General features: G+C 61.1%; 16 protein-coding genes. 10 read left to right on the top strand and 6 right to left on the bottom strand.

Translation table 11 applies throughout. From position 1 onward, the window contains the following. The first annotated feature begins 88 nt into the window (after nucleotides 1–88). Entirely contained in the window at nucleotides 89–1,096 is a 1,008-nt protein-coding gene (locus tag FPL22_RS14660) for a polysaccharide deacetylase family protein (RefSeq protein ID WP_144353735.1), read from the top strand. A gap of 244 nt (nucleotides 1,097–1,340) precedes the next feature. Here the strand turns inward: FPL22_RS14660 and FPL22_RS14655 are convergent, their stop codons facing one another. From FPL22_RS14655 to FPL22_RS14640, 4 genes are read right to left on the bottom strand one after another with little or no spacing between them, the layout of a single operon-like run. Then, nucleotides 1,341–2,999, bottom strand: a complete 1,659-nt coding sequence (locus FPL22_RS14655) for an FGGY-family carbohydrate kinase (protein WP_144353734.1) — start codon at nucleotides 2,997–2,999, stop codon at nucleotides 1,341–1,343. Between the two features lie 4 nt (nucleotides 3,000–3,003). Next, nucleotides 3,004–4,881: a beta strand repeat-containing protein gene (locus FPL22_RS14650; RefSeq protein ID WP_144353733.1), complete on the bottom strand. Its 1,878-nt coding sequence runs from the start codon at nucleotides 4,879–4,881 to the stop codon at nucleotides 3,004–3,006. A gap of 30 nt (nucleotides 4,882–4,911) precedes the next feature. Further along, complete coding sequence (locus tag FPL22_RS14645; RefSeq protein WP_144353732.1) at nucleotides 4,912–5,850, bottom strand: dihydrodipicolinate synthase family protein; 939 nt, start codon at nucleotides 5,848–5,850, stop codon at nucleotides 4,912–4,914. Continuing rightward, complete coding sequence (locus FPL22_RS14640) at nucleotides 5,847–7,031, bottom strand: sialidase family protein (protein ID WP_144353731.1); 1,185 nt, start codon at nucleotides 7,029–7,031, stop codon at nucleotides 5,847–5,849. The genes FPL22_RS14645 and FPL22_RS14640 overlap by 4 nt, the downstream gene beginning before the upstream one ends. A gap of 162 nt (nucleotides 7,032–7,193) precedes the next feature. Here FPL22_RS14640 and FPL22_RS14635 point away from each other — a divergent pair, with 162 nt between their 5' ends. Then, complete coding sequence (locus FPL22_RS14635) at nucleotides 7,194–8,018, top strand: helix-turn-helix domain-containing protein (protein WP_238991428.1); 825 nt, start codon at nucleotides 7,194–7,196, stop codon at nucleotides 8,016–8,018. 356 nt (nucleotides 8,019–8,374) lie between these two features. Then, entirely contained in the window at nucleotides 8,375–9,391 is a 1,017-nt protein-coding gene (locus FPL22_RS14630) for a polysaccharide deacetylase family protein (RefSeq protein WP_144353729.1), read from the top strand. 25 nt (nucleotides 9,392–9,416) lie between these two features. On the opposite strand, the gene FPL22_RS14625 is transcribed toward FPL22_RS14630, so the two are convergent. Further along, nucleotides 9,417–10,319, bottom strand: a complete 903-nt coding sequence (locus FPL22_RS14625; protein WP_144353728.1) for a helix-turn-helix transcriptional regulator — start codon at nucleotides 10,317–10,319, stop codon at nucleotides 9,417–9,419. A gap of 40 nt (nucleotides 10,320–10,359) precedes the next feature. Between FPL22_RS14625 and FPL22_RS14620 the strand changes: the two genes are divergently transcribed. From FPL22_RS14620 to FPL22_RS14610, 3 genes are all read left to right on the top strand, one after another. Beyond that, a complete protein-coding gene (locus FPL22_RS14620; RefSeq protein WP_144353727.1) occupies nucleotides 10,360–11,550 on the top strand; it encodes a Gfo/Idh/MocA family protein in 1,191 nt (396 codons plus the stop codon). Then, the gene (locus FPL22_RS14615; protein WP_144353726.1) at nucleotides 11,547–13,322 is read left to right on the top strand and encodes a glycoside hydrolase family 35 protein; all 1,776 of its coding nucleotides are present in this window, start codon (nucleotides 11,547–11,549) and stop codon (nucleotides 13,320–13,322) included. The genes FPL22_RS14620 and FPL22_RS14615 overlap by 4 nt, the downstream gene beginning before the upstream one ends. Before the next feature lie 142 nt (nucleotides 13,323–13,464). Next, entirely contained in the window at nucleotides 13,465–15,558 is a 2,094-nt protein-coding gene (locus tag FPL22_RS14610; RefSeq protein ID WP_144353725.1) for a WD40/YVTN/BNR-like repeat-containing protein, read from the top strand. Here FPL22_RS14610 and FPL22_RS14605 read toward each other — a convergent pair. After that, nucleotides 15,548–16,606, bottom strand: coding sequence for a LacI family DNA-binding transcriptional regulator (locus FPL22_RS14605; RefSeq protein WP_144353724.1), 1,059 nt, complete (start codon nucleotides 16,604–16,606; stop codon nucleotides 15,548–15,550). The genes FPL22_RS14610 and FPL22_RS14605 overlap by 11 nt on opposite strands. A gap of 175 nt (nucleotides 16,607–16,781) precedes the next feature. On the opposite strand from FPL22_RS14605, the gene FPL22_RS14600 reads away from it, so the two are divergent. From FPL22_RS14600 to FPL22_RS14585, 4 genes are all read left to right on the top strand, one after another. Then, complete coding sequence (locus FPL22_RS14600; protein WP_144353723.1) at nucleotides 16,782–18,443, top strand: beta strand repeat-containing protein; 1,662 nt, start codon at nucleotides 16,782–16,784, stop codon at nucleotides 18,441–18,443. A 188-nt stretch (nucleotides 18,444–18,631) separates the two neighbouring features. Beyond that, entirely contained in the window at nucleotides 18,632–20,815 is a 2,184-nt protein-coding gene (locus FPL22_RS14595) for a WD40/YVTN/BNR-like repeat-containing protein (RefSeq protein WP_144353722.1), read from the top strand. Nucleotides 20,816–20,818: 3 nt separating this feature from the next. After that, nucleotides 20,819–22,654 (top strand): DUF5696 domain-containing protein, encoded by a 1,836-nt coding sequence (locus tag FPL22_RS14590; RefSeq protein WP_144353721.1) that lies wholly within the window; start codon nucleotides 20,819–20,821, stop codon nucleotides 22,652–22,654. Between the two features lie 144 nt (nucleotides 22,655–22,798). Next, nucleotides 22,799–23,566 carry a GDSL-type esterase/lipase family protein gene (locus tag FPL22_RS14585; RefSeq protein ID WP_144353720.1) on the top strand — a complete coding sequence of 256 codons (768 nt, stop codon included), beginning with the start codon at nucleotides 22,799–22,801 and terminating at the stop codon, nucleotides 23,564–23,566. The last annotated feature ends 1 nt before the right edge of the window (nucleotide 23,567 follow it).

Here is a 23,567-nt window from a genome sequence, read left to right as displayed (position 1 = left end):
TCTGTTTAAATAAATCCTCAGAATCCGCGCCCCGCCGTCTGTTAACCTGCAACCTCGGCCGGCGCGGCTTATCATTTTTTCCATACCCATGCTCCGCATCACCCCACTCGCCCTCGCCCTTTCGTTCGTAGTCCTCGCATTGTGCGCCCGTGCCGCCGTCGGCGACGCCCGTGTCGCCAAGTGGAAAGACGACCGCACCGCATCGTTCCTGCTCATGCTCGACGACGGCTGGCCCGGACAGGTTGAGGTCGCCATCCCCGAGCTCCAAAAACGCGGGCTCACCGCGACATTCTACATGGTGCCCGACAAGGGTGAATACAAAGTCTACGCCGCCAAGTGGGCCGAGGCCGAGAAAGGCGGCGGCGTGGTTTACGGCGTGCACACCATGACTCACCAGGGCGTCACCGATCTCGAAAACGCCCGCTGGGAATTCGGCGAGTGCGCCCGCATCATCCGCGAAGAACTGCAGGCCGGCGGCAAGCCCGGCCGCCTCCTCTCCTTCGCCCAGCCCGGCGGCGTGAAACACTGGAACATCACTCCCGACCAATTCCAGTCCCTGCTCAAGGAGTTCAACCTCATCGACCGCCCCCCGTTCAAAGGCCACGGCGCGGTCTATCATTGGAAGACGCTTGAGGAAATGACCGCGCTGGCCGAGAAGGCCATCACCGCGCGCGACAAGAGCCACCTCATCCTTCACGGAGTCGAGCGCATCGGCGTCAACTATCAGGATTTTTGGGCGCTCAAGCAGGACGTCTTTTTCCCGCTCCTCGATTATTTGAAGGCCAAGCAGGACAGCCGCGAGTTGTGGGTCACCGATCACATCACGCAGCACCAATACGAAACCCAGCGCGACGCCGCGACCGTCAACACGCTCAAAGTCATCGGCAACGCCATCCAGCTCGACCTCAAGTGCACCGCCAACCCCGCGCTTTACGATCTACCGCTCACGCTCGTCGTCGAAGTTCCGGCCGCGTGGCGCGAGTGCAATATTTCCCAACGCGCCACGCAGTCCCGCGCCACCGCCGCCAACGGAAAACTCATCTTCGACGCGGCACCACACGGCCCGCCCATCAGCATTTGGCCCGTCACGCCCTGATAAAAAATGCCTGCGGATTCTGTTCAGAAACACCCGCTCTTCTCACAGGCCAGCTCTCCGTTTCCACGCACGCGGCCGACCGAGCACTCCGCGTAGGCGCCGCCTTCAACGAGTCCAACAGTCGCAAACAAAAGACGGTTTCCAGCATCACGTCCCGCTCGGCACCCGGAGCGCCAACCGGCTGCAGCGTCATCCCGTTCCTCGCCACCAGTGGCTTCGGTCTCCGAATCGTCGTGGAAACCAATTAACCTCCGGCCGCCGGCGCCATCAAACGCCGGCAGGCCTTGAAGTCCGCGTGCATGCGGTGAAACACTTTGTATTTCAAATCGTGATACGCTCCCGTTTTTCCGCCTTTCGGCCGGATACGACGCCCCGCTACATTCATCATGGCAATCGCCTTCTCAACCGAGGGCCATTCCCCCGAGGCCACCGCGCCCAGCACCGCCGCACCCAACAGCACCGCCTCGGGCTCCGCCGGGAGGATCAGCTCGCAACCGGTGATGTCGGCATGTTCACGCAAAAAGACGGGGTTTTTCGCTCCGCCGCCGCAGATAAAAATCGAGCGGATGCCGTGCCCCGCCTTGTTCATCTCTTCGATGATGTGTCGGGTGCCGTAAGCCACCGCCTGGATGGTCGCCAGATAAAGCCGGGCAAGATCGTCAGCATCCTTCGACAAAGAAAATCCCGCAATCACCCCCCGCAGCGAAGCATCCGCGCGCGGGGAACGATTGCCGTGAAAATCAGGCTGCACGTGCAGGTCTCTCGTCAACGCGGCCGGAAATAATACCCGCTCAGCCCCGACCATTGCTTCGAGCCGCACGTTCAGCTCCTCGTAAATCGTCCGCTTGTTGCGCTTCGCGAGCTTCATCATGTCCGCGGAAGCGGGATGCGAAAAAATCACGTGATCCACCAACGCGCCCGTGGCCGACTGTCCGCCCTCCGCAAGCCAGAGACCGGGAATCATCGCGGAAAAATAAGGTCCCCAAATTCCACGGATGAAGCGCGGCTGCTTCGCCACGGCCATGTGGCATGACGAGGTTCCGCCAATCAGCGCGAGACGTCCGCGGAGATCAGTTTTCCCTTTTAGCGATGCGCCAAGCATGCCGAGCCCTCCTGCATGGGCGTCGATCACCGACACGCCCACCGGTGTCCCGGCGACGAGCCCGAGTTCCCGCGCCGATTGCTCGGTCAATCCACAGCCTGCCGGCTCGCCCATCGGGCGAATACGGGTGCCGATGCGGCGGAATCCTTCGCCGGCAAGATCGCCGAGCCCGATCTCACGAAAATAGCCCGCATCCCACCCCTGCCCCTCGCCGCCGCGCTGACCGAGATAGGTCCACTTGCAGACCGTGGAACACAACGAACGCGTGTCGTCACCGGTGGCCCGATACGTGAGAAAATCCGGCAGATCAAAAAATGCCGCCGCACGTCTCCAGGTTTCCGGCATGGTTTCCTTCAACCAAAGCAGCTTCGGCGTCTGCATCTCCGGAGAGATTGCGCCGCCGACATACTTGAGCACCGCGTGTCGCGTTCGATTGATCCGCGAGGCCTGCCCCTTTGCGCGATGATCCATCCATACAATGACATTTTGCGCGGCTTTCCCCGTCGGACTGACCGTCACGGGACGGCTCTTGTCATCAAGCACCACTAGGGAACAGGTCGCGTCGAAGCCCACTCCGCACACCTGCTCCGGCGCCACTCCGCTTTTCTCCAACGCCTCGCGCACCGCCAGGCAGCATGCCCGCCAGATATCGTCGGAAGACTGTTCGACGAAATCCGGCTCCGGTTTCCACATACGAATCGGGTGACTCGCCGATGCCAACATCCGCCCACGCGGAGTGAAGAGACCCGCGCGTGCACTGCCGGTGCCGACATCAATGCCCAGACAGATTGGATCCGTCATGATATCAACCGCGACGGCGCGAGCCGATTGTCGCCACTCCCAACATCAGAACACCCGCGATCAACGCGAACGACGATGGCTCGGGAATCCCACTCGTGGTCAACGTCAGGCTCAGGTTGCCGGAGCCCAGCGAGAGCACGGCGTCGAGTCCGGTCCCCAGGTTGGCAATCGTGAAGTCGCTCGTGGACGCGAACGAGGTTCCCGCGTAACTAATCAGGTTATAAGTGCCCGCCTGCCCCGTTCCCGAAAAATCCAGCGTGTAGAGTCCGCTGCCGCTCTTCGTCAGATTTCCGGTCAACGCCAGCAACGCCGTCGAGTTCTCCGGCGTGCCGAGACTGAACTTCAGATTCGCCCCACCGGCGAACCCCAGCGAGGCCGCCGAGCTGCTGAAGGTCTGCAGGTCGATCGTGCCGGCCGACAACGTGATCGCACTCGTTGCGGACAACGCGTTGTTCGCCCCCAGCGCCAATGTGCCGCCGGTCACGGTGGTCGCGCCGTCAAACGTGTTGGCTCCCGAGATCACCCAGCGACCCGCGTCTTCCTTGGTGAGACTCACGATGCCGGTCCCGTTGTCGGTGATCGCGGACGCCAGCGTGTTCGCCTCCGTGCTGGTGCCGCCCAGTTTGAGCGTGAAATTGCGGTCCACGACACCGTGAAGAATCGCGCCCGTGTTGGCCCACGTCATCGCACCGCTGCCGTTGGCTTCGATTTTGGATACCGTGTTGGTGCCGCCAGCCAGCGTGAACAAGCGGTCCGTCGAATGCCCCGTGCCCGTGTAGCGCAAGGTTCCCCCCTGCAAATTGATCGTGCCCGATGCGCCGATGCCGCTCGCGGATCCACTGTTGGCCAGCGTCTTGATGCTCAGCGTTCCCTGCGTCACCGAGGTGCTTCCCGTGTAGGTGTTGAGTCCTTCCAGAGTAGTGACACCACCCGATCCGCTGCTGCGCGACACGGAACCAGGTCCACTGATCACGCCTTGCACCACCGTGTTGCCCGCGCCCTGAAAGGCCGCGATGCGGCCGGATCCCGTAACCGTGACGATGTCGCCCAGGGTCAGCGTGCCCGCATCGACCGTGATGATGTTATTATTGTTGTGCTGAATCGTGATCGTGCCGGTCCAGCTATTGTCTCCGCTCAAGCTGCGCAGGGCATTGGCCGAACCACTGGCACCCGAGGAGATCGTAAGCGTCTCGTCGGCGACCGTGATGCCCCCCTCGATTTGCAACCCGCCGCCCGCAGTGCCGCCGAGCACGCTGGTGCCCGCCGCGGTTCCGCCCAGAGAGGCTGCATTGGAGATTTTTAACACGCCCGCATTCACCGTCGTCGCGCCCGTGTAGTTGTTGGCCCCTGAAAGCACCAGCGTGCCGGTGCCCGTGGACTGCGTGAGTGTGCCCGCACCGCCCACCGCACCCGAGAGCGTGAGTGTGGTGCCCGTGGAGATATTAAACGCAGTGTTGCTCGTCAGCGTAACAGGCGCGGAGATCACGTTGGCACCGCTGCCGTTCGTCACTGTCGCGTTACCGGTGGAAACCTGGAAATTCAGACTGCCGGCCGTGCCCGTCTGGATCGTGAAATTGCTGTCACCGCTTGCCCCCGTGTCATTCAGCGTAAGCGCGCCAACCGTGATCGCCTCGTTCAATGAGACCGTCTGGTTCGCGGCGATATCCGTCGAAAAATCGGCGATGACGTCTGTCCCGTTCGGGAAGCCGCTGGTCCAGTTGCTCGCAACGTCGTTCCACGCGTATGTCCCTCCGGCGGTCGGCGTCCAGTTGAAGGTCTGGGCTATCGCGACACCTGCGCCGGACAGGGAAATCATCAGGAGCGGCATAAGAAAGCGCCGTCCGTTGGGTTGAGCGGTGGGGTTGTTCATGGGATTTTTCATGTTGGGGTTGGGGTTAAATCGAAAAAAGGTTCACGCGCGGACGGCCTCGCGCAGCAATCCAAGCTCGGCGAGTCGTTCGCGCACCTGCGCCCGTTCCGGCTCGCGGAATCGGTGAAAAGGCTCGGTCATAAAATCGTCGCAGATACCCGACTCGCTCAGCGCGCACTTCAGGCCTTTGATGAACGCCGAACCATGCCGGCCCACTCGATAAAGCGTGGAGGAAATGTGCATGACCCTCGCATGGAGTTCGGCCACGCGCGCCAAATCCCGCGCCACCGCCGCCTCGTAAAGCTCGACATAAAGCTGCGGACATAGATTGGCTCCGCCACACACGCCGCCATGGCCGCCCAACAACACCGACTCCGCGAGCAGCTCCTCGGGTCCCATCAGCAGCGTCCAATCACGACGCTCGGGCAGCAGGCGCACCAGTTGGTGATAATAAACCATGTTCGCCGAGCTGTCTTTCATGCCGATCACGTTGGGCAGCGCCATCGCACGACGCACCGTCTCCAAGTCGAACACGGTCTTCGTGTGCGACGGCATATTGTAGAGAAAGAACGGCAGTGGCAGTTCCGCCGCGAGGTGCTGGATGTATTCGGTGAGTTCGGGCTGGCTGTTCGGAAAATAATACGGTGGAGCCACCACCAACGCGTTCACTCCGTTTTCCTGTGACACCCGCGCCAGCCCCAGTGCTTCCACCATCGACGTGTCCGTCACGCCGACCAACACCGGAACGCGGCCGGCCACCTGCCGGCAGGTGCGCTCGATCAACTCGCGTCGCAACCGGTAGCTCAGCCCCGGAGCTTCCCCCGTCGTGCCGAGCACAAAAAGCCCATGCACGCCTCCCGCCAGCATGTGCTCGATCAACCGCTCCAGCCCGGGCACGTCGAGCTCGTCACGCGCGCGCAACGGCGTCGCCATCGGCGGAATGATTCCACGATACTGAACGGAAGAGGCGGCAAAGTTCATAAGGCGGGTGTTTTAAGTTCGTCCACGGATACCGACGAGTCCCCCGGCGTGAGGGTCCGGAATCGGGATACCCGGTGAAAAGTGAGATAGTTCGCGTCATGCGCCTTGAGCGCGCCGCCCCAGGCATCGTCATGACCGGTGCGCGACACAGCCACGAGGTCGTCGCCGTCAGCGAGCCAGTCCACGTATTGGAAGCCGTGTCGTTTCGCATCCGGGTGATGCAACACCACGGCACGCAATTCCCAATCGCGCAGATTCGCCGAGCAGAGCAGCGCGAGAGTGTTGCGCACCAGCGACGCGTTGCCGCTGCCCTCGTAACGCGGGGGCACCCAGTTGGACAACGTCCAGTAACGTCCGCTCTCCGCATCGTATCGCACCGTGAATTTCGCCGCCCCTCCCGGCAAATCGACAAAGCCGCTGTCGGGAGAAAATTTCAGCTCCGCACCGTCCGCCGACAACACCGCCAGAGCCGCCTTCTCCCCGTCCGGGCAAGCCACGCGCAACAAGTTGCCAACCGCACCCGCCGGAGTGAGCACCGCGTTGCCTTCCAACATGCCGACAAACGCCCCGCCCAACCACGTTGTCGAATGCGCCATCGGCCGCGTGCAGGTCCAGCTCTCGCTGCACAACAGATCCGCATCGACCGGAGACGACATCAGCATCGGCAAATAACGCTCGCCCCACGCACCGCCGTCTCCGGCATTTTCCACCGCGCGCCAGATTCTTTCGCGATGCATAAGCATCGGCATTGGCCCGGTGTGAAAATGTCCCTTCGCGGTAAGCAACCCCGAGCACTCGTCCTTCGGCTGCGTCCACGTGAACCCTCCGTCGTCGCTGCGCCGGATGACCACGAGGCCGTGATGATGCGTCGTCCCGAACAGATAAAGCGCACCGGTGTGCACAAACAGATTAGACCAAAACGCCGGCTCGATCCGTGCCACATTCCGCCACGTCACTCCGCAATCCTCGCTGCGATAAACAAACGAAACCCCCGATGAGTGCTCCGTCGTGCCCGGTCCGAACACATCGTGCGAAGCCACGTAGGCACCATCGGGCAGGATCGCGATACTCGGAGAGCCTATATACTCTCCGGTATTTGTTTTACGGTGATAAATAATCTGACCGGGCACGACTTCGATACTCGGTTTGGCGATCAATACGCTCGGATTGGCTTGCGACATGGGGGATATTTACTTGGGTGAATGTTCACTCTGCTCGTGAAGCCACGCCCCAAACTCTCAGAAAAACGGCCGTCGCTAAAAGCCCTTAGCGATACACATGGCGGTAAATACACTGTCCAATCCGGTATTATACCGGGCGAGACCCGTGATTACTGGCTGATCATGGAATCGTTCCACGCCCTCCCGACGGGCGGCATGACGCGGAGCGCGCAGATCCATCGCAGCTGGGGCATGATCAACCAGAACCGCGAAAAAACCTTCCGCCGGCTGAAAGTCTTCTCGTTGGTTTATCTGCTGGAGGGCGAAGGACTCTTTTCAGATGAACGCGGCAAAACCGACCAGCCCATCCGCGCAGGCGACCTGCTCTGCCTGTTTCCCGATGTCGGTCACGTTTATTGTCCGCTCCCCGGAACCCGCTGGAACGAGATCAACATCGAGTTTTCAGGCCCCGCCTTCAGCGCCTGGACCGGCACCGACCTGCTGGATCCCGCCGAGCCGATCCGGCGGCTCGCACCGATGGATTATTGGCTGGGTCGTTTCCATGAAAGCGTGCTGCCACTCGCAAAAAAAGGCCTCGAGCCCGCGCTCGCAGACACGGGCCGGCTGATCGCATTGATTGCCGAGATGTGTTCAACGTGGATCCGTCCCCACTCGGATCACGCCATGGAGTGGATCCACACCGCGCGTGCCTGGTTGATCGATCTTCCGACCACCGTCCCGCTCAACTTGGTAGAAGCCGCCAAGGCCCTCGGTCTCGGCGAGCAGGCATATCGAAAAAAATTCAAACGTCTGTGCGGCGTTTCGCCGACCACCTTTCGCTCGCGCCATCTCATCGAGCAGGCCTGCCATGAACTGTGTGGCACCGATCGAGGCATCAAGGACATCGCTTACTCGCTCGGCTTTCGCACCGAGTTCTACTTCTTCCGCCGCTTCCGCCAAATAACCGGGCTCTCCCCGGGCGAATATCGCCGCCGGGCGACACAGTAACCCGCTCGGAGAAAGCACACGCCTCCGCCTCACATATCTCACCGATAGCCTCGCCACCGGGGTCAAGTTCGCCGAGCAGGACCGCCTGCGTTTACCTCGATATAAATAGTTCGCTTACGCTTACGTAGCGCATGACGACAATGAGCGATCCGGTCACTACCCAGACGTCGTCAAAGTTTTCGACTGATGAACACACGCCGGCGCACGGGTCAGTAAAGTCTCCAACGATCCGATCGGCCTGATCGGTGGCCCGCCGCCTTGTTTATTTAAACAAACGCCTAAGAAACTGCACCAGACCCCCTGCGCACGAGTGCGATCAGCCACTCTCCTCCCCTAGGTTGGCAGTTCGCCCCCGCATGATTACCACCCCTCGCCTCAGTCGCCTCCTCGCGTTCACCGTCTTCGTCTCCCTCGCCGCGCATCTGCACGCCGCCGTCGGCGACACCCGCGTCGCCAACTGGAAGGATGACCGCACTGCCGTGTTCATGCTGATGTTCGACGACAGCTGGCCGAGCCACTTTCAAGTCGCCGTCCCCGAACTCGAAAAGCGCGATCTAATCGCGACTTTTTATATCTGCCCTGATAAAGGTGAGTTCAAAACCCAAGCCGGTTCATGGGACAAAGTCGCGAAATCAAAAATGGTTTTCGCCAACCACACCATGACTCACCAGGGGGTCAAAGATATGGCCAATGCCGAATACGAAATCGGCGGATGCACGCACGCCATCCACAAGCTTCAGCCCGGAAAAGAGAACCGCCTCATCTCGTTTGGCATGCCCGGAGTAGGCCCCGGCAAGTGGAACATCACCGGCCCGCAGTTGAAGGCGTTACTGGAGAAACATAATCTCATCAGCCGTCCGACTTTTGACGGACACGGAGCCGTTTATCACCAGAAGACTCTTGAAGAAATGACCGCGCTGGCCGAGAAGGGCATCGCCAAAAAAGACGTCGAATACCTGGTCGTTCACGGCGTCGAACGTATAACCCCCAACTGGGGTTATCAGGACATGTGGCCGCTCAAGCAGTCCATTTTCTTCCCGCTTCTCGACTACTTGAAAGACAAGCAGGACAAGCGCGAACTCTGGGTCACCGACCACATCTCCTGCCACCAATACAAAACCGAGCGCGAGACCGCGACCGTGAAGACCCTCAAGGTCCTCGCCAACGGCATCCAGCTTGAGCTCAAGTCCTCCGCCGATCCGAAGCTCTACGACCTGCCGCTCACCCTCGTCACCGAGGTCCCCGCCAACTGGCGCACGTGCAACATCTCGCAAGGCGGTGCCACCCCGGTCACTGCTACCGCCGTCAACGGCAAGCTCACGTTCGACGCCCTACCCAACGGCCCGCCCATTAGCATCTGGCCGGCCCAGTAAACAACCTTCCGTATGCGCGAGCGTGTTAACGCCCGCGCGCAAACATCGAAAACCGCTTCGGCGGCCGTCCCCAATAACGGCGGAACGCCCGGCTGAAGGTGAACGGCGACTCCCATCCACAGGCCTCGCCCACTTCAGCGACCGTTGCATCGGTTTGCGCGAGTAACTCCGCCGCTTTTTGCAGGCGCACTTCTCGCTGAAATTCGCCCAGACTTTTCCCCGTTCCTTTCCGGAACCGCGCGCGCAGGTGACTCGCGGAAATCCCCAGGTGCCGCGCCATTTTATCGATGGAAATCATCCGCCCCATGTCGGCGGAGATTAGGGCGTGAACCTTTAGCAGCAGGTCTTCGCCTCCACCGGCCTTGCCGCGATTTTCCGCCCGAACGGGCGCCGCCGCAGACAGCTCCTCCAGCAGCAAGGCCAGCCTGCATGCCAGCCGGAAACCACCTCTGTCCGTATTCGCGCCGCCTCGAAACTCTTCGAGTAAACAGTCCAAATCCGCCCAAAAGCGGTCCGACTCCGACCTGAAGACCGTTCCCTCCCCATGGGCGCTCTCGCCCTCAAACGTGATGATCAGCCAGTCCACCTCGCCCGAAGAAAACCCGGTGAAATGATGGAATTGATACGCACGGATCAACGCGCACCGACCAGGCCCAAGGGCGAATGTGCGTCCGTTGACCACGATCCGTCCGTCACCCTGTAACGGAAAAACCAATACGTTTCTGTGGTGAAAATGCCGTGCGCCATCCTTGCTGCGCATCGCCCGCGCCCCCCGTTCATGAAACAGCAGGATATTATCCGGCAGGCCCCACCCTTCGTGTTTCCGTCCGCGATAGAAGTCCTCCGGCCGCCCAAGACCCCGGGCGAGCGGAACCAGGGCAGCGACAGCCTCAATCGATTTTGCTATTTTTTTCGTTATTTGAGCCATGGCCTATCTTTATCGATTGGTTTAAGCTGCGACTCTACTCATGGAAACCCCCAAGTTGAAGATCGGTGTTATCGGCTCCGGCGGACGCGGAGGAATTCTCGCCGCGATCGCGCATCGCTCCCGCCAAGGCGCCCGCGTCGTCGCCGTCTGCGACATCAATCCCGCGACGCTGGCGCGCAACCGCGCCGACTTCGGCCCCGATATTTTCACCACTGCGGATTATCGTCATCTGCTCGAACGCAATCTCGACGCGGTGATCATCGCCACGCCGGATTTCCTCCACGAAGAACAGGCCGTCGCAGCGCTGAAACGCGGCCTCGCTGTTTACTTGGAAAAACCGATGGCCCTGACCATCGCCGGATGTGACCGCATTTTGGCCGCGGCGGCCCGATCCAAGGCTCACCTCTATCTCGGACACAACATGCGACACATGCCCTTTGTCCGGAAGATGAAGGAAATCATCGACAGCGGCGCCATCGGCGAGGTGAAGGCCTGTTGGGTGCGCCATTTCGTGGGGCACGGCGGCGATTTCTATTTCCACGACTGGCACGCCGAACGCCGTTACTCCAACGGCCTCCTGCTGCAAAAAGCCGCGCACGACATCGATGTCATCCACTGGCTCTGCGGCGGCTACACTCGGCGCGTCAGCGGAATGGGTGCGCTCACTCTCTACGGCGATATCCAGGACCGCCTGCCGGCGTCCAAACGTCCGCGTCCCGTGACGCACAACCAGAATCTCGACGTCTGGCCTCCCTCTCAATCCCGCGGCCTGAACCACCGCATCGACGTCGAGGATCTCAGCTCCATGCAGATGCTCTTGGATAACGGCGTGCAGGCGACGTATTCGCAGTGCCATTACACGCCCGACTACTGGCGGAGCTACACAGTCATAGGCACGGAGGGCCGTCTGGAAAACTTTGGCAACGGCGAGCCGGGCACCGTCATCCGCGTCTGGAATCAGCGTCGACCCGGCTACGATGCCGTCGGAAGCCGCACCCACCGCGTTCCGAAAGCGGCGGGCGGACACGGCGGCGCCGATCCGCGCATCATCGCGGAGTTTATCCGCTTTGCCCGCGACGGCGGCGAAACCGCGACGTCTCCGCTGGCCGCCCGCGAAAGCGTCGCCGCCGGCTGTCGCGCGACCGAATCGTTGCGCAGCGGCGGTGGCGCCCTTTCCGTTCCCCGCATTCCCGCCCGCCTGACTTCGGCTTTCCTCCCTTTTCAAAAATGACCACTCCCGCCTCTGTTACCCTCGCCCTCGGCCCCGATTGCTTTCTCCGCAACGGTGCGCGCCACCGGATTCTTTCCGGTGCGCTGCACTACTTCCGTGTTCCTGCTTCCGCCTGGGAAGACCGGCTTCTCAAGTATCGCGCCTGCGGACTCAACACCATCGAGACCTACGTCGCGTGGAATGCCCACGAACCGCAACCAGGTCGCTTCGACTTCACCGGCATGCTCGACCTCGCGCGCTTCGTTCGCCTCGCAGGCTCACTCGGCCTCGATGTGATCCTGCGCCCCGGCCCCTACATTTGCGCCGAGTGGGATCTGGGCGGATTCCCCGCGTGGCTGCTGACCGATCCGACCATGAAGCTGCGCACCACGCACGCCGGTTATCTTGAAGCGGTCGCGCGTTATCTCGACCGCGTCATCGACGAAGTGCGCCCCCTGCTCGCGCACAACGGCGGCCCCATCGTCGCCGTGCAGATTGAAAACGAATACGGCAGCTACGGTAACAGTCGCCCCTACTTGGAATGGATCGAAACGGCGCTCATCGAGCGCGGCGTCAAAGAACTGCTGTTCACCTCCGACGGCCCCGAGGACTCCATGCTGCAAGGCGGGACACTTCCGAACATTTTCAAGACGGTGAACTTCGGCTCACGCGCCAACCAAGCCTTTGCCAAGCTGACGGAATACCAGCCGGCCGGCCCGCTCATGTGTATGGAGTTTTGGTGCGGCTGGTTCGACCACTGGGGCAAAGCCCACCACACGCGCACCGCGGAAGACGCCGCCGCCACACTCGACGAAATCCTTTCCGCCGGAGGCTCGGTCAATTTCTACATGTTTCACGGCGGAACCAATTTCGGGTTTATGGCCGGCGCCAATCAGGACGAACGCTACTTCCCCACCGTCACCAGCTACGACTACGACGCGCCCCTCGACGAGCGCGGCGAACCCACCGCGAAATACCACGCGTTTAGAAAAATACTCGCAAAGCACGGAGCCAGAATCGAACTCGTTCCGCCGACCGCCCCCGCGCACGCCTACGGCAACGTCGCCCTCACCGAAACCGCGCCGCTGTTCACTCACGCCGCCACGCTCCCCGCCGTCCGCTCGCACGACCCCATCGGCCAGGAAGCCTTGGGCCAGAACCACGGCTTCACCCTTTATCGCACTCACGTCTCGGGTCCGCGTCCGGCGGCGCGCCTCCACATCGAGGAGGTGCGCGACCGTGCCCATGTTTATCAAGACGGCGTATTCGTAGGCGTGCTTGATCGCGACCAGCCGCATCCCGGAATCAGCATCGCGATTCCCTCGCAAGGCTCGCCCATCGACATCCTCGTCGAGAATCTTGGCCGCGTGAACTACGGCGCTATCCATGATCGCAAAGGAATCACCGGCGGCGTCCGCCTGCAGTGGCAGTGGCTGACCGACTGGGAAATTTACCCGCTCGATCTCACGCAACTGCCCGACGCACTCCCGTGGAGCCCCGCCAACAAAAACGCCATCGGTTCCTGCACACCCACGTTCCACCGAGGCACGCTCCAAATAAACACCTCCGCCCCGTCGGATACTTGGCTGCATATCGCCGGTGGCCACGGCGTCGCTTGGATCAACGGCTTTTGTCTCGGACGTTATTGGAGCATCGGCCCGCAGCTCAGCCTCTACGTGCCCGTCTCCGTTCTGCGCTCCGGCTCCAACGAACTCGTGCTGCTGGAAACGGAACCGAATGAGATCCCAACGGCCACTTCTGAAGAGAAGTCGCGCATAAAACCATTCGTCTGAAAACACCGGCATCCCTTTGTTTGAACATTGCTCTAAACAATCTCTCGCGAGGGGCGTTTTGAACTTCTGGCGACGGCGCTGATCGCTCGTGATGAGAAACCCTTTCTGGCATCGCCGCCTTGGCCCGCAACCCCAGCCCCCCATGAATACCTCTCGTTTCATCTCCGTATCTCTCGCCCTCCTCGCCACAGCTCTGCCTGCCTCGTTCGCCGCCCAGTCGGCGACCAGCGCACCCGCTCCTCAATGGGAACACACCGGCTGGGGCGGCGGCGGCTGGTTCTGGGCCACCGCCTATCATCCGACCAAATCCGGCACGATCTACATCGGCCTCGATGTCGGCGGCGTCGCCAAAACCACCGACCACGGCCTCACGTGGAAAATCGTCAACAACGGCCTCACCAACTACGCCGCCTATTCCCTCGCCGTTGATCGCAAGAATCCCGAAACCGTTTACGTCGCCACCGAGGATGGCCTGCACAAGAGCACCGACGGCGCCGCCACGTGGAAACTCCTCCCCTCAACCCGCCGCGCCGAACTGCGCATCACCGGCGAGCGCAACCACAGTGTCCGCTCCATCGCCGTCGATCCCACCGATGGCAACATCCTCTACGCCGCCACGCCCGGCGGAAAAATCTACAAATCCACCGACACCGGTGAAACCTGGTCCGTCGTCTTCGAGAAAAAATCCCCAGGCACCGCCGCGCCTGCGCCGTTTCACGCCGTCGCCGTCTCCGCAAAAAATCCCGCGCTCGTCGTCGCCGCCACCGACGACTCCGGCCTCGTGCTGAGCGAAGACGCCGGCCGCACCTGGCGCGAACTCGACACCCCGAAAAAAGCCTCCAGCGCCATGTTCGCCGAGACCGACTCGAGCGTGATGTTCGGTTCGTTCTACAAAGATGGCATCTGGAAATCTACCGACACCGGTAAAACCTGGACGCGTCTCACCGAAGGGGTGCCTGCCAATGCCACGTTCCGTGAGATCGCCGTCAGCCCGGCCAACACCCTCGATGTGTATGCCATTGGCTCGACCGTCCTCGTCTCCAACGACGGCGGAAAATCCTGGAAGCAATCGATGACGCTGAACGCCGATCTCACCGGCAATCCCACGCGCCACTACAACGGCGAGGAACCGACGACCAACATCGTTCACCCGATGAATATCACGTTCAACCCGACGAACCCCAAAGAACTCTTCATCAGCTCCGACTGGCGCGCCGCGTGGAGCGGCGACGGCGGCACCACCTGGCACGAACGCGAACGCGGCGCGGACATCTCCTGCATCACCGACATCCGCTTCAGCAAGGGCCGCGCCTACACGACCGCCATGGATGAAGGCACGCTCGTGTCCGAGGACAACGGCAAGACTTGGCGCCAGCTCTGGCCGCTCAAATATCTCCCCGACACCAGCGGCCATTACTGGCGCATCGCCGTCAACACCATCGACGGCGTTGACCAGATCGTGAGCGCCGCCTCGCCGTGGAATACGCCCCTGCGCCGCGTCGTGTTCAGCGCCGACGGCGGCAAGACTTTTACCGATACCATCTCCGGCCTGCCCGACTACATTCCCACCGCAAACACCATGTGGGGCCAGGGCCACCCGCGCGCCCTCGCCGTGGATCCGAACGATCCCCGCATCGTTTACCTCGGCCTTGACGGCGACGCCACCGAAGGCAAATCCGGCGGCGGCATTTTCAAATCAGAGGATGGCGGCGCTACGTGGAAACAACTTCCGAACCAGCCTTCAAGCCGCCGCATGTATTACGGCCTCGCCGTCGATCCCACCGATTCCAAACGCATCTTCTGGGGCGCCTGCGCCGCCAACGGCGGAGTTCATCGCACGCAGGACGGCGGCAAAACCTGGGAGCGCGTCTTCGATAAAGAATCCTACGTCTGGAATATTCACGTGACCAAAGAAGGCGTGATCTATTGCGGCGGCAGCCAGCTCTGGCGCAGCACCGATCACGGCACCACCTGGAGCCAAGTCGGCGAATTGCCCGCCGGTCGCTCCGTCGTCGGCATCGAAACGGATCCGCGCGATGCCAAGACCGTCTGGATTTCACAGACCACCTGGAACGCCTCCGCCATCGGTGGCATCTACAAAACGAGCGATGCCGGCGTCACATGGCAGGATATCACCGGCGACATCCCCTACTCGAAACCTCAGGTCCTCCGCTTCAATCCCGAGACCAACGAGCTCTGGTCCGGCTGGGTCGGCCTCTACAAAATCAAGCAGTGAGTTTCTGCGTGCGGCCGGCTCGTTTCTTCAACGTCGTGCCCTCCGCCCAGTGCCCGTGCAGCAGCGTTCCATAGGAATGCTCGGGCACGCCATAGGCGCTGCGCAGCAGATTGGTGTGCAACCGGTCGATTGCCGCCGCCCCGATGGCTTCCAAGTCCTGAGTCACGGACGAGATTTCGATGTTTTCTTTTATAAAGCGGCTGAAACAGGCAACGCCGACATCTGCAGGCGCCCTCAAACCGCGCTGTTTTAGAAGATCGATAATGCCCGCATAGGCATCGGTGATGATGACATCCGGTTTGTAGCTATCGAACCAATGCCAAAATTCCCCGGAGTCCATCCCGTCTGTCAGCAGCGGTGGCAGCGGGAATTCAGGCGGCCGCCGGTGTTGCTCGCCCATGTATGCATCAAGAGGCGCATATCGCAGCCGCTCACTGCTGCGATAAATCAGGAAAAGCCCAATGCGCTGATAACCTCTCTCGTGCAGACGCTCCAAGACGGCCTGCATCGCCTTGTGATGGTCAAACGCGGCATAATCCAGCAGCGGGCTGGTCAGTGAATTACCGATCGCGACTGCACAAAAGCATTTCCACGTCAGGTCCAATTGCCCGCTCTCCACGGGAAGAGGCGCGATCACCAGCCCCTTGATGCCGCGGTTAAAAAGCACACTGCTGGCCTGCCGGTGCGTGAGTCCGCCTTCACGCAGCCAGAACGGCGTTACTTCGTAGCCGAACTCCAAACCGCGTTTTTGCGCACCGCTTAAAAAATCATACGTGTATGCGGACCCCAGCCCTTGTTCTTTAGGGAAATCGGTCACGAATGCGATTTGCGCAAACGAAGCCACCGGCCGGCTGCGGCGCCGATAATCGGCCAGCGCCGACAACGCCGGATCGGGATGATAGCCGAGCTGTTTGGCGCAGGCTTTTATTTTCCGCCGCGTCGCTTCCGCCACACCGGGCATGCCGCGCAGGGCGATCGATACGAGCATCGTCGAAACACCGACACGGGCGGCGATGTCTTTCAGGCGGGGACGTTTGATCGGTTCCATGTGCGACAGAAATAGCTCCTCCGCGGAACCCTGAATCCGCACCACGCCGTAATCAATCTAACTGATAAAGTTTTGAGTCGGTTGCCCGGGTCGCCTCGCTTCGATCAATCTACATCAACCCCGACGGACTCCGCCCCTCACTCCGCATGCATTGTAGCTTCTCCAAAACACGCTTATGAAATCGCCTGCCTTCGTTCCCAGTCTCGGACACAAATCCTCCCGCCCGCTTCTGCTCGCCGCCAGCCTGATCCTGATTGCGTCCGCGGTCCGCGGCGAAACCTGGACTCCAACCGCCGCGGCCACCTACGACTGGGACGCCGCCGGCAACTGGGGCGGCGGCTCGTTCCCCAACTCCGTCGGTGGCACCGCCAACATCTCCGCCGATTTCGCCGGAGCTCAGATCATCAATCTCAATACGCCCATCACCATTGGTTCACTCACGATTAACGACACCGGAGCTTCACCGGACAGCCCCGTTGAAATCGCCACGGGCACATCGGGTAGCCTGACATTCCAAGTCGCCTCGGGGAACGCGACGCTGACCAATTCCACTCAGGCCGTAGTAAATGTTATCTCCGCTCCCGTCGTCTTTACGAGCGACACGACGGTCGCTCTGGGAACGGCGGCGGCGTCAGGCACCACGCAGGGACTCACGCTCAGTGGTGGCTTTAGCGGAGCGGGCAACATCACCGTCACGGGCAGTTCGACTGGAACCGGTAAAAACTACTTAACGTTGAGCGGGTCCAACACCAGTTACACCGGCAACTGGACCTTATCTTCAACCTCGGGAGGGAGTGCGCTGGCAGGCGGCGGTATCTCAATTGATGCGGACACCAATCTCGGTGCGGCTCCGGGCTCCCCGACGACTAATATCACGGTGACATCGTCCTCTGCCGCCATCCAGTTCACAGCTGACTTCACTCTGAATGCGAATCGCAATATTTTGGTGAACAGCGGCGGTAGTATTGTTCTCAACAAGACCGGCACGGGCACCGCAACCGTTGCAGGTGTGATTTCAGGAGCGGGCGGCGTTTCCACCAACGGCGGAGGCAACACCCGGACCATCAAACTTTCAGGTGCGAACACCTACACCGGTGCCACTAACGTCACCACCGGCAAGCTTCAGGCAGGTTCGACCAGCGCCTTCGGTGTAAACTCGGCGGTGACGATCGGATCGCTTTCGTCGGCAGTCTTGGACCTAAACAGTTTAAACAACACGATCGGTTCCCTTGCAGGCTCCGGCGGATCCGTCACGCTCGGCTCGGCTATCCTCACTACGGGAGGCAACAACACTTCGACCACCTACTCCGGCGCGATCTCCGGCTCCGGCGGCTTCACCAAGATCGGCTCCGGCACGCAGACGCTCTCCGGTAACAACACCTACTCCGGTGCCACCACGGTCAACGCCGGCACGCTCGCCCTCGGTGCCTCCGACCGCGTCGCCGACACCAGTGGCCTCGTCCTTGGCGGCGGCACCTTCGCCACCGGCGGTTTTAACGAGACCCTCAACACGCTCACGCTCAACGCCTCCTCCACGCTCGACTTCGGCTCCGGCCTGGGCTCTTCCCTAGTCTTCTCCGCCAGCAACGGCATCGCTTGGAACGGCACACTCACGTTGCTCAATTTCGACATCGGCACCGATTCCCTGAAGTTCGGCACATCCGTCACCGCACTTACCATCGCGCAACTGAACGCCATCTCCCTCACCGGCTTTACCGCCGCACTGGATTCCAACGGTTTCGTTACATTCTCCGCCATACCCGAACCGTCCACCTGCGCGCTTCTCACCGGAGTATTCACCCTTGGGCTGGCAACGCTTCGCCGTCGGCGCGCTTGATCACCTGACCGAAGGCGGCCCATTCGTATCAGGGAAGTAGATACGCTGATCTCAAATTTGCTTCGTCAATTTGATGAGAGAAATCGCGAGCCTCCGGTCCGCCCTGTTGGCCTCAACCAGAGCGGACCAAGCTATTACTTCGTCAAAAATCCTCCGTCCTGCCCACCAACAGCCGCCCCACGTCGAATATGCTTCATCGTTTCATCCCGCCCCTTCTCTCCGTCTGCATTCCGCTCGCCGGCGTCTCGATCCAGTCCGCCCACGCTTACACGACCGAATCCTACGCGTGGGGACAAGTCCCCATCGGAGGAACCGGCAACATCACCAATCTCGTCATTCACCCAAAGGTGAAGGACGTCATCTACCTCGGCGCCGATGTCGGCGGCGTGGATCGATGGGATGAAAAAAACAAGCGCTGGATTCCCACCATGAATTACCACGGTGCCCAGCAGGGCATCGATGCCCTCGCCGTCGATCCGTCCGATACCACCGGAAATATTGTTTACGCCGGCGTGGGCAGCTCCGACGGGAAACTCACCGGCAAGATCATGAAATCCGTGGATCGCGGCGAGACCTGGACCGCATCCGAAACCTCTTTCTTTAACTGCAGCAACGGCGCCCAGGGCTGGAACAACCGTCTCGCCGTCGATCCCGCCAACGGTCAGGTCGTTTACTTCGCCGCCCGCAACGGTCTCTGGCGCAGCACCGATGGCGGCGTCAACTGGACCAAGCTCCCCGGCGCCCCCCAGGGCGACCAATCCAAACTAGGCAAAGGCCAGGGCGCCGCCGGCACCGTGCTCGTGATCCTTGATCGCTCCTCCGGCATCGTCGGAAATCCCAAGCGCACCAAACGCGCCTACCTTTCTCCGCTCGGCTCGCCGCTCTACAAAACCGAGGATGGCGGCGAAACGTGGGCCGAGATGCCCGGCGCTCCCGCCAACGTTTCCAACGCCGACGTCGATCCCGACGGCGTGCTCTACTGCGCGAGCCGTCTCGGAGGACTCACCAAATACACCGGCGGCACTGCCGGCACGTGGAGCACCATTACTCCGGCCGAACTCGCCAACGGCCCGCGCGGCTTCACCACGGTCCAGGTCGATCCGTTCAACAAGCGAAACATCCTCGCGATGGAAAACTACCGCCCGTGCTACTCGACCGACGGCGGCGAGACGTGGGCCTACATCGCCAAACACGGCGTCAATCAATCCACCCACGCCACTCCCGATTGGTATAACGCATCCAACCAATCTCAATTCGGCTGGGGCGGAAAACACCTGCGCTTCGATCCGTTTCGCCAGGGCGTGGTCTGGGAAAGCGACGCTTTCATGACGTGGAAGACCGACAACATTTACGCCAAGGTCGTGCACTGGGAGAGCTACACCTCCGGCCACGAGGAAACCGTCGGCACCGCCGCGCTCATCACTCCGCCCTCCGGCCCCACGCTGCTCTACAGCGGCGCGGCCGATGTCTATGGTTTCCGCCACACCTCTCTCACCGACTGGCCGACGCAGCTTCCGCTCAAGCGCTACGAAACTCACATCCAGATCGACGGCGCCGATTTCCAAGAGAGCGATCCCAACTTCGCCGCCTTCGTCGGCCCGACCGGATGGAACGGCCCGGGTAGCGGCGGCTACACCACCGACGGCGGTGCAACGTTCGTCACCTTCCCCAACGTCGAGCGACTGCCCAAAAACCAAGGCGGCCGCATCGCCGTCTCCGCCACCAGCCGCAATCTCGTCTGGGCCACCGGTTATTCGGAGCACAAGATATACTATTCCCACGATCTGGGGGCCACGTGGACGCTCAGCGCCGGCCTGCCCGACGACGCGCCCGCTCACCTTGGCTTCAGTATTTTTTACTTCATGAGTCCGCTTTGTTCGGATCGCGTGAACGGAAAAACCTTTTACTTCTATCATCACAAAGCCGGCTCGTTTTATCGCAGCACCGACAGCGGAGCCACGTTCACCGAGGTCGCCACGAACCTCCCTAAAAACATCAACGCCAACCTCGTCGCCGACTTTACTAAAGAAGGAGAACTGTGGCTCTCATTCAAAGGCATCGGCCTCTGGCACTCGACCGACGGCGGCTCCACGTGGAAGCGCCTGTCCAACATCCAGTCCGCCGGCATCGTCGCCATCGGCAAAGGCCCGAACGCCACCACCCCGTCGCTCTATCTTGCCGGCAAAGTCGATAACGACAAAGCGGAGCACATCTTCCGCTCCGACAACCGCGGCGCCAGCTGGATCAAGATCGACATCCGTCGTCCCTATCCGAATGGATGGGTTTATATGACTGGCGACCGCCGCACCCACGGAACCGTGTTCCTCGAATCCAGCACCGGCATCTACTACGGAAAAAAATCCCCGCGCTGATCCATGCTCTGGTTCGCCGAAAACGAATTCCTCTCCGTCACCGTCAACGCTGATGCCTCGGCCGACATCCGCGACAAAACCAACGGCACTTCATGGCACATGGGTTCCGTCGCCTTTCAGGAAGACGGTGCCATCGAGGTCGGTCATGTGTGGCTTCGCACCGACCGTTCTCTCTGCGAACAATTCCCTGGACGCTTTCAAGGAACTCTGGAAAGCGACAATACCATCCGCTTCACGTTGCTCGGTCGCGAGGGCCAACCGGTGGGCACCTTCGACTGCGAGTTCCGTCTCGACGGTCCTTGGTTCGAGATCCGCATCATCCATGTCGACGAATCGCTGCCAAGCCTCGTATTTCCTCCACCACTACAAACCGAAAGCCTCGTCGTTCCGCAAGGCGTAGGTCGTTGGATAAAAAAACCGCTCACCGGCCGCCATTTCTGGGTGTTTCCCGCGCATCTCACCATGCGCTGGTTCGGCGGGCTGCGCGGCGAACACGGTTGGATCAGCATCGTGGACGAGGGCTATCAGGACGCGGGCGTGATGGCGGCCACCATGACCGCCACGACCGGCTGGCTGAAATCACTCGGCCGCTGGCAGGGACGACGCGCCGTGCGCTTTCGCTTCATTCGCGGCAACTACGTCGAGCTCGCCAAAACGTTCCGCGTCTACGCGAAGACCAAAGGCTTTTTCCGTTCGCTCGCCGAAAAATTTAAGACGACCCCCGCGCTCAAAAACTTGATCGGCAGTCGCGCCGTATTTTTCTGGCAGGCACGCACGCTTCATCCGGAGCGCCGCGCGGACCGCATGCTGCCCGCGGCCGAAGGTGATCAAACTTCCTCGCTCAAGGTTCACCTCACTCATGCCGACGTGCTCAAGCTGGTCAGACAGATGAAAACCGCCGGCCTGCAACGCAGTCTCATCACACTCTGCGGCTGGATTCGCGGCGGCTACGACGAGTCGCACCCCGACATCTGGCCGCCCGAATCCGCACTCGGCACACCCGACGAGTTCAAAACGCTCCTTGCGCAACCCGATCCGCTTACCATTGGTGTTCACGACAACTACCAGGACATCTACGCCCAATCCCCGAGTTGGCCCCAAGGCGTCGTGCGCACGTCATCAGGCGCACCCATGCCTGGCGGCTACTGGGCCGGCGGGCAGGCCTACATTCTCAACTCGCGGGCCAGTCTCGCTTACCTGCGCCGCAACTGGGAACAGCTTCGCACGCTCCCGTTGCGCGCCGTTTACTGTGACACCACGACCGCCGTGCAATTCTACGAATCCTACGAACCGGGCCACACCCAGACGCGCACGCAGGATGAAGAGGGCAAGATCGCGCTCCTTGATTTCTACAAACAACAGGGCGTGGTTCTCGGCAGCGAAGGTGGCTCTGACTTCGGCGTGCCGTTCACCGACTTCCTGCTGCCCTTCGACCAGGAACACATCCCCGGTGAAACCATTCCCCTGTGGCCGCTGGTATATCACGATGCCGTGATCTCCTACGCGGTTTCCGATTCGACCAAAACCTCGCCCGAGAATCTTCGCCGCCAATGGCTGCTCCAGATGCTCCGGGGCTATCAGGTTCGCTGGTATTTCGCCTCTCAAGCCGAGTGGGATCTGAGCCGCTCCGCATTTCAGGAATCCTTCATCGTTGATCACTGGCACGAACGCATCGGCACCAGTGAAATGACCTCGCACCACATTTTATCTGACAACGTCGAGTCAGCTTCCTTCGCGAACGGACTGACCTTGTTCGTCAACCTGTCCGCGGCCGACTTCGATGCCGGGGGCACGCGAATTCCGGCGCTGGGTTATATAGTGCGAGAGCCCCCAACGTAAATCCACCTGCTTTCGCCCAAGGCAATTCGGTTTGTTCAAACGAATTTCCAAGAAAATCTCCATCCTCTGATTCGAGGAGGGCTTTGCGCGGGTATTTTTTGGATACATCAAGACTTCCCTGCCCCGTAGCCACCGCTTTGCCCCATGAAGTCACCCGCCTTCTTTCGTTTTTGCCGTCTTGCGTTCACCGGCCTCGTGCTCGCCGCACTCACCGGCCGCGCGCTGGCCCAACCCACCGACGATTTTCCGCCCAAAGCAAAACCGTCCGAAGCCGGCTGGGGTTTCTACAAAGGCTGGGCATCCGGTTGGGCCGGCCTTCACCAAAAACTCCTCGCCCGCACCGCACAGGGCGGCGTGGACATCCTGTTTCTCGGCGACTCACTCACCGCGCTCTGGGACAAAGAAGGCAAAACCGTTTGGGACGCCCGCTTCGCCCCGCTGAAAGCCGCCAACTACGGTATCGGCGGTAACAGCACGAGGCAGGTCATCTGGCGTCTCGAAAACGGAGAGATCGACAACCTCAACCCCAAGCTCGTCGTGCTCATGATCGGCACGAACAACATCTACAGCGACCACAACTCCGGCACCGATGCCGAGATCACCGAAGGCGTCGCGAAGATCGTCGGCCTTATTCACGCCAAGGCCCCGGCCGCCAAAGTTCTGCTGCTCGGCGTGCTCCCGCGCCAGAACGCGTTTTTCACCAATCGCACCGCCGCGCTCAACAAGGAGCTGTCCGCCTACGCCTCCAAAAGCAAAATCCAGTTCATCGACGCCTCCGCCAAATTCCTAAACGCGGGAGGCACCATCACGCCGGCTCTCTTCAAGTCCGACCAAGTTCATCTTTCCACCGAGGGCTACACGATTCTGGCCGACGCCATCCAGCCCGCCGTGACCGCCTTGCTGAAACCCTGAG

The organism is Rariglobus hedericola, from assembly GCF_007559335.1.
GTDB lineage: Bacteria > Verrucomicrobiota > Verrucomicrobiia > Opitutales > Opitutaceae > Rariglobus > Rariglobus hedericola.
Note: the sequence above shows the minus strand (reverse complement) of the source record. Positions and strands in the feature narration are given on the sequence as shown.

Bases quoted from the DNA above. Each gene is read 5' to 3' on its own strand.
- FPL22_RS14630 (WP_144353729.1), top strand. From the start codon at position 8,375: ATGATTACCACCCCTCGCCTCAGTCGCCTCCTCGCGTTCACCGTCTTC.
- FPL22_RS14585 (WP_144353720.1), top strand. From the start codon at position 22,799: ATGAAGTCACCCGCCTTCTTTCGTTTTTGCCGTCTTGCGTTCACCGGC.
- FPL22_RS14600 (WP_144353723.1), top strand. From the start codon at position 16,782: ATGAAATCGCCTGCCTTCGTTCCCAGTCTCGGACACAAATCCTCCCGC.
- FPL22_RS14595 (WP_144353722.1), top strand. From the start codon at position 18,632: ATGCTTCATCGTTTCATCCCGCCCCTTCTCTCCGTCTGCATTCCGCTC.
- FPL22_RS14645 (WP_144353732.1), bottom strand. From the start codon at position 5,850: ATGAACTTTGCCGCCTCTTCCGTTCAGTATCGTGGAATCATTCCGCCG.
- FPL22_RS14655 (WP_144353734.1), bottom strand. From the start codon at position 2,999: ATGACGGATCCAATCTGTCTGGGCATTGATGTCGGCACCGGCAGTGCA.
- FPL22_RS14615 (WP_144353726.1), top strand. From the start codon at position 11,547: ATGACCACTCCCGCCTCTGTTACCCTCGCCCTCGGCCCCGATTGCTTT.
- FPL22_RS14660 (WP_144353735.1), top strand. From the start codon at position 89: ATGCTCCGCATCACCCCACTCGCCCTCGCCCTTTCGTTCGTAGTCCTC.
- FPL22_RS14650 (WP_144353733.1), bottom strand. From the start codon at position 4,881: ATGAAAAATCCCATGAACAACCCCACCGCTCAACCCAACGGACGGCGC.
- FPL22_RS14625 (WP_144353728.1), bottom strand. From the start codon at position 10,319: ATGGCTCAAATAACGAAAAAAATAGCAAAATCGATTGAGGCTGTCGCT.
- FPL22_RS14640 (WP_144353731.1), bottom strand. From the start codon at position 7,031: ATGTCGCAAGCCAATCCGAGCGTATTGATCGCCAAACCGAGTATCGAA.
- FPL22_RS14605 (WP_144353724.1), bottom strand. From the start codon at position 16,606: ATGGAACCGATCAAACGTCCCCGCCTGAAAGACATCGCCGCCCGTGTC.
- FPL22_RS14590 (WP_144353721.1), top strand. From the start codon at position 20,819: ATGCTCTGGTTCGCCGAAAACGAATTCCTCTCCGTCACCGTCAACGCT.
- FPL22_RS14620 (WP_144353727.1), top strand. From the start codon at position 10,360: ATGGAAACCCCCAAGTTGAAGATCGGTGTTATCGGCTCCGGCGGACGC.
- FPL22_RS14610 (WP_144353725.1), top strand. From the start codon at position 13,465: ATGAATACCTCTCGTTTCATCTCCGTATCTCTCGCCCTCCTCGCCACA.
- FPL22_RS14635 (WP_238991428.1), top strand. From the start codon at position 7,194: ATGGAATCGTTCCACGCCCTCCCGACGGGCGGCATGACGCGGAGCGCG.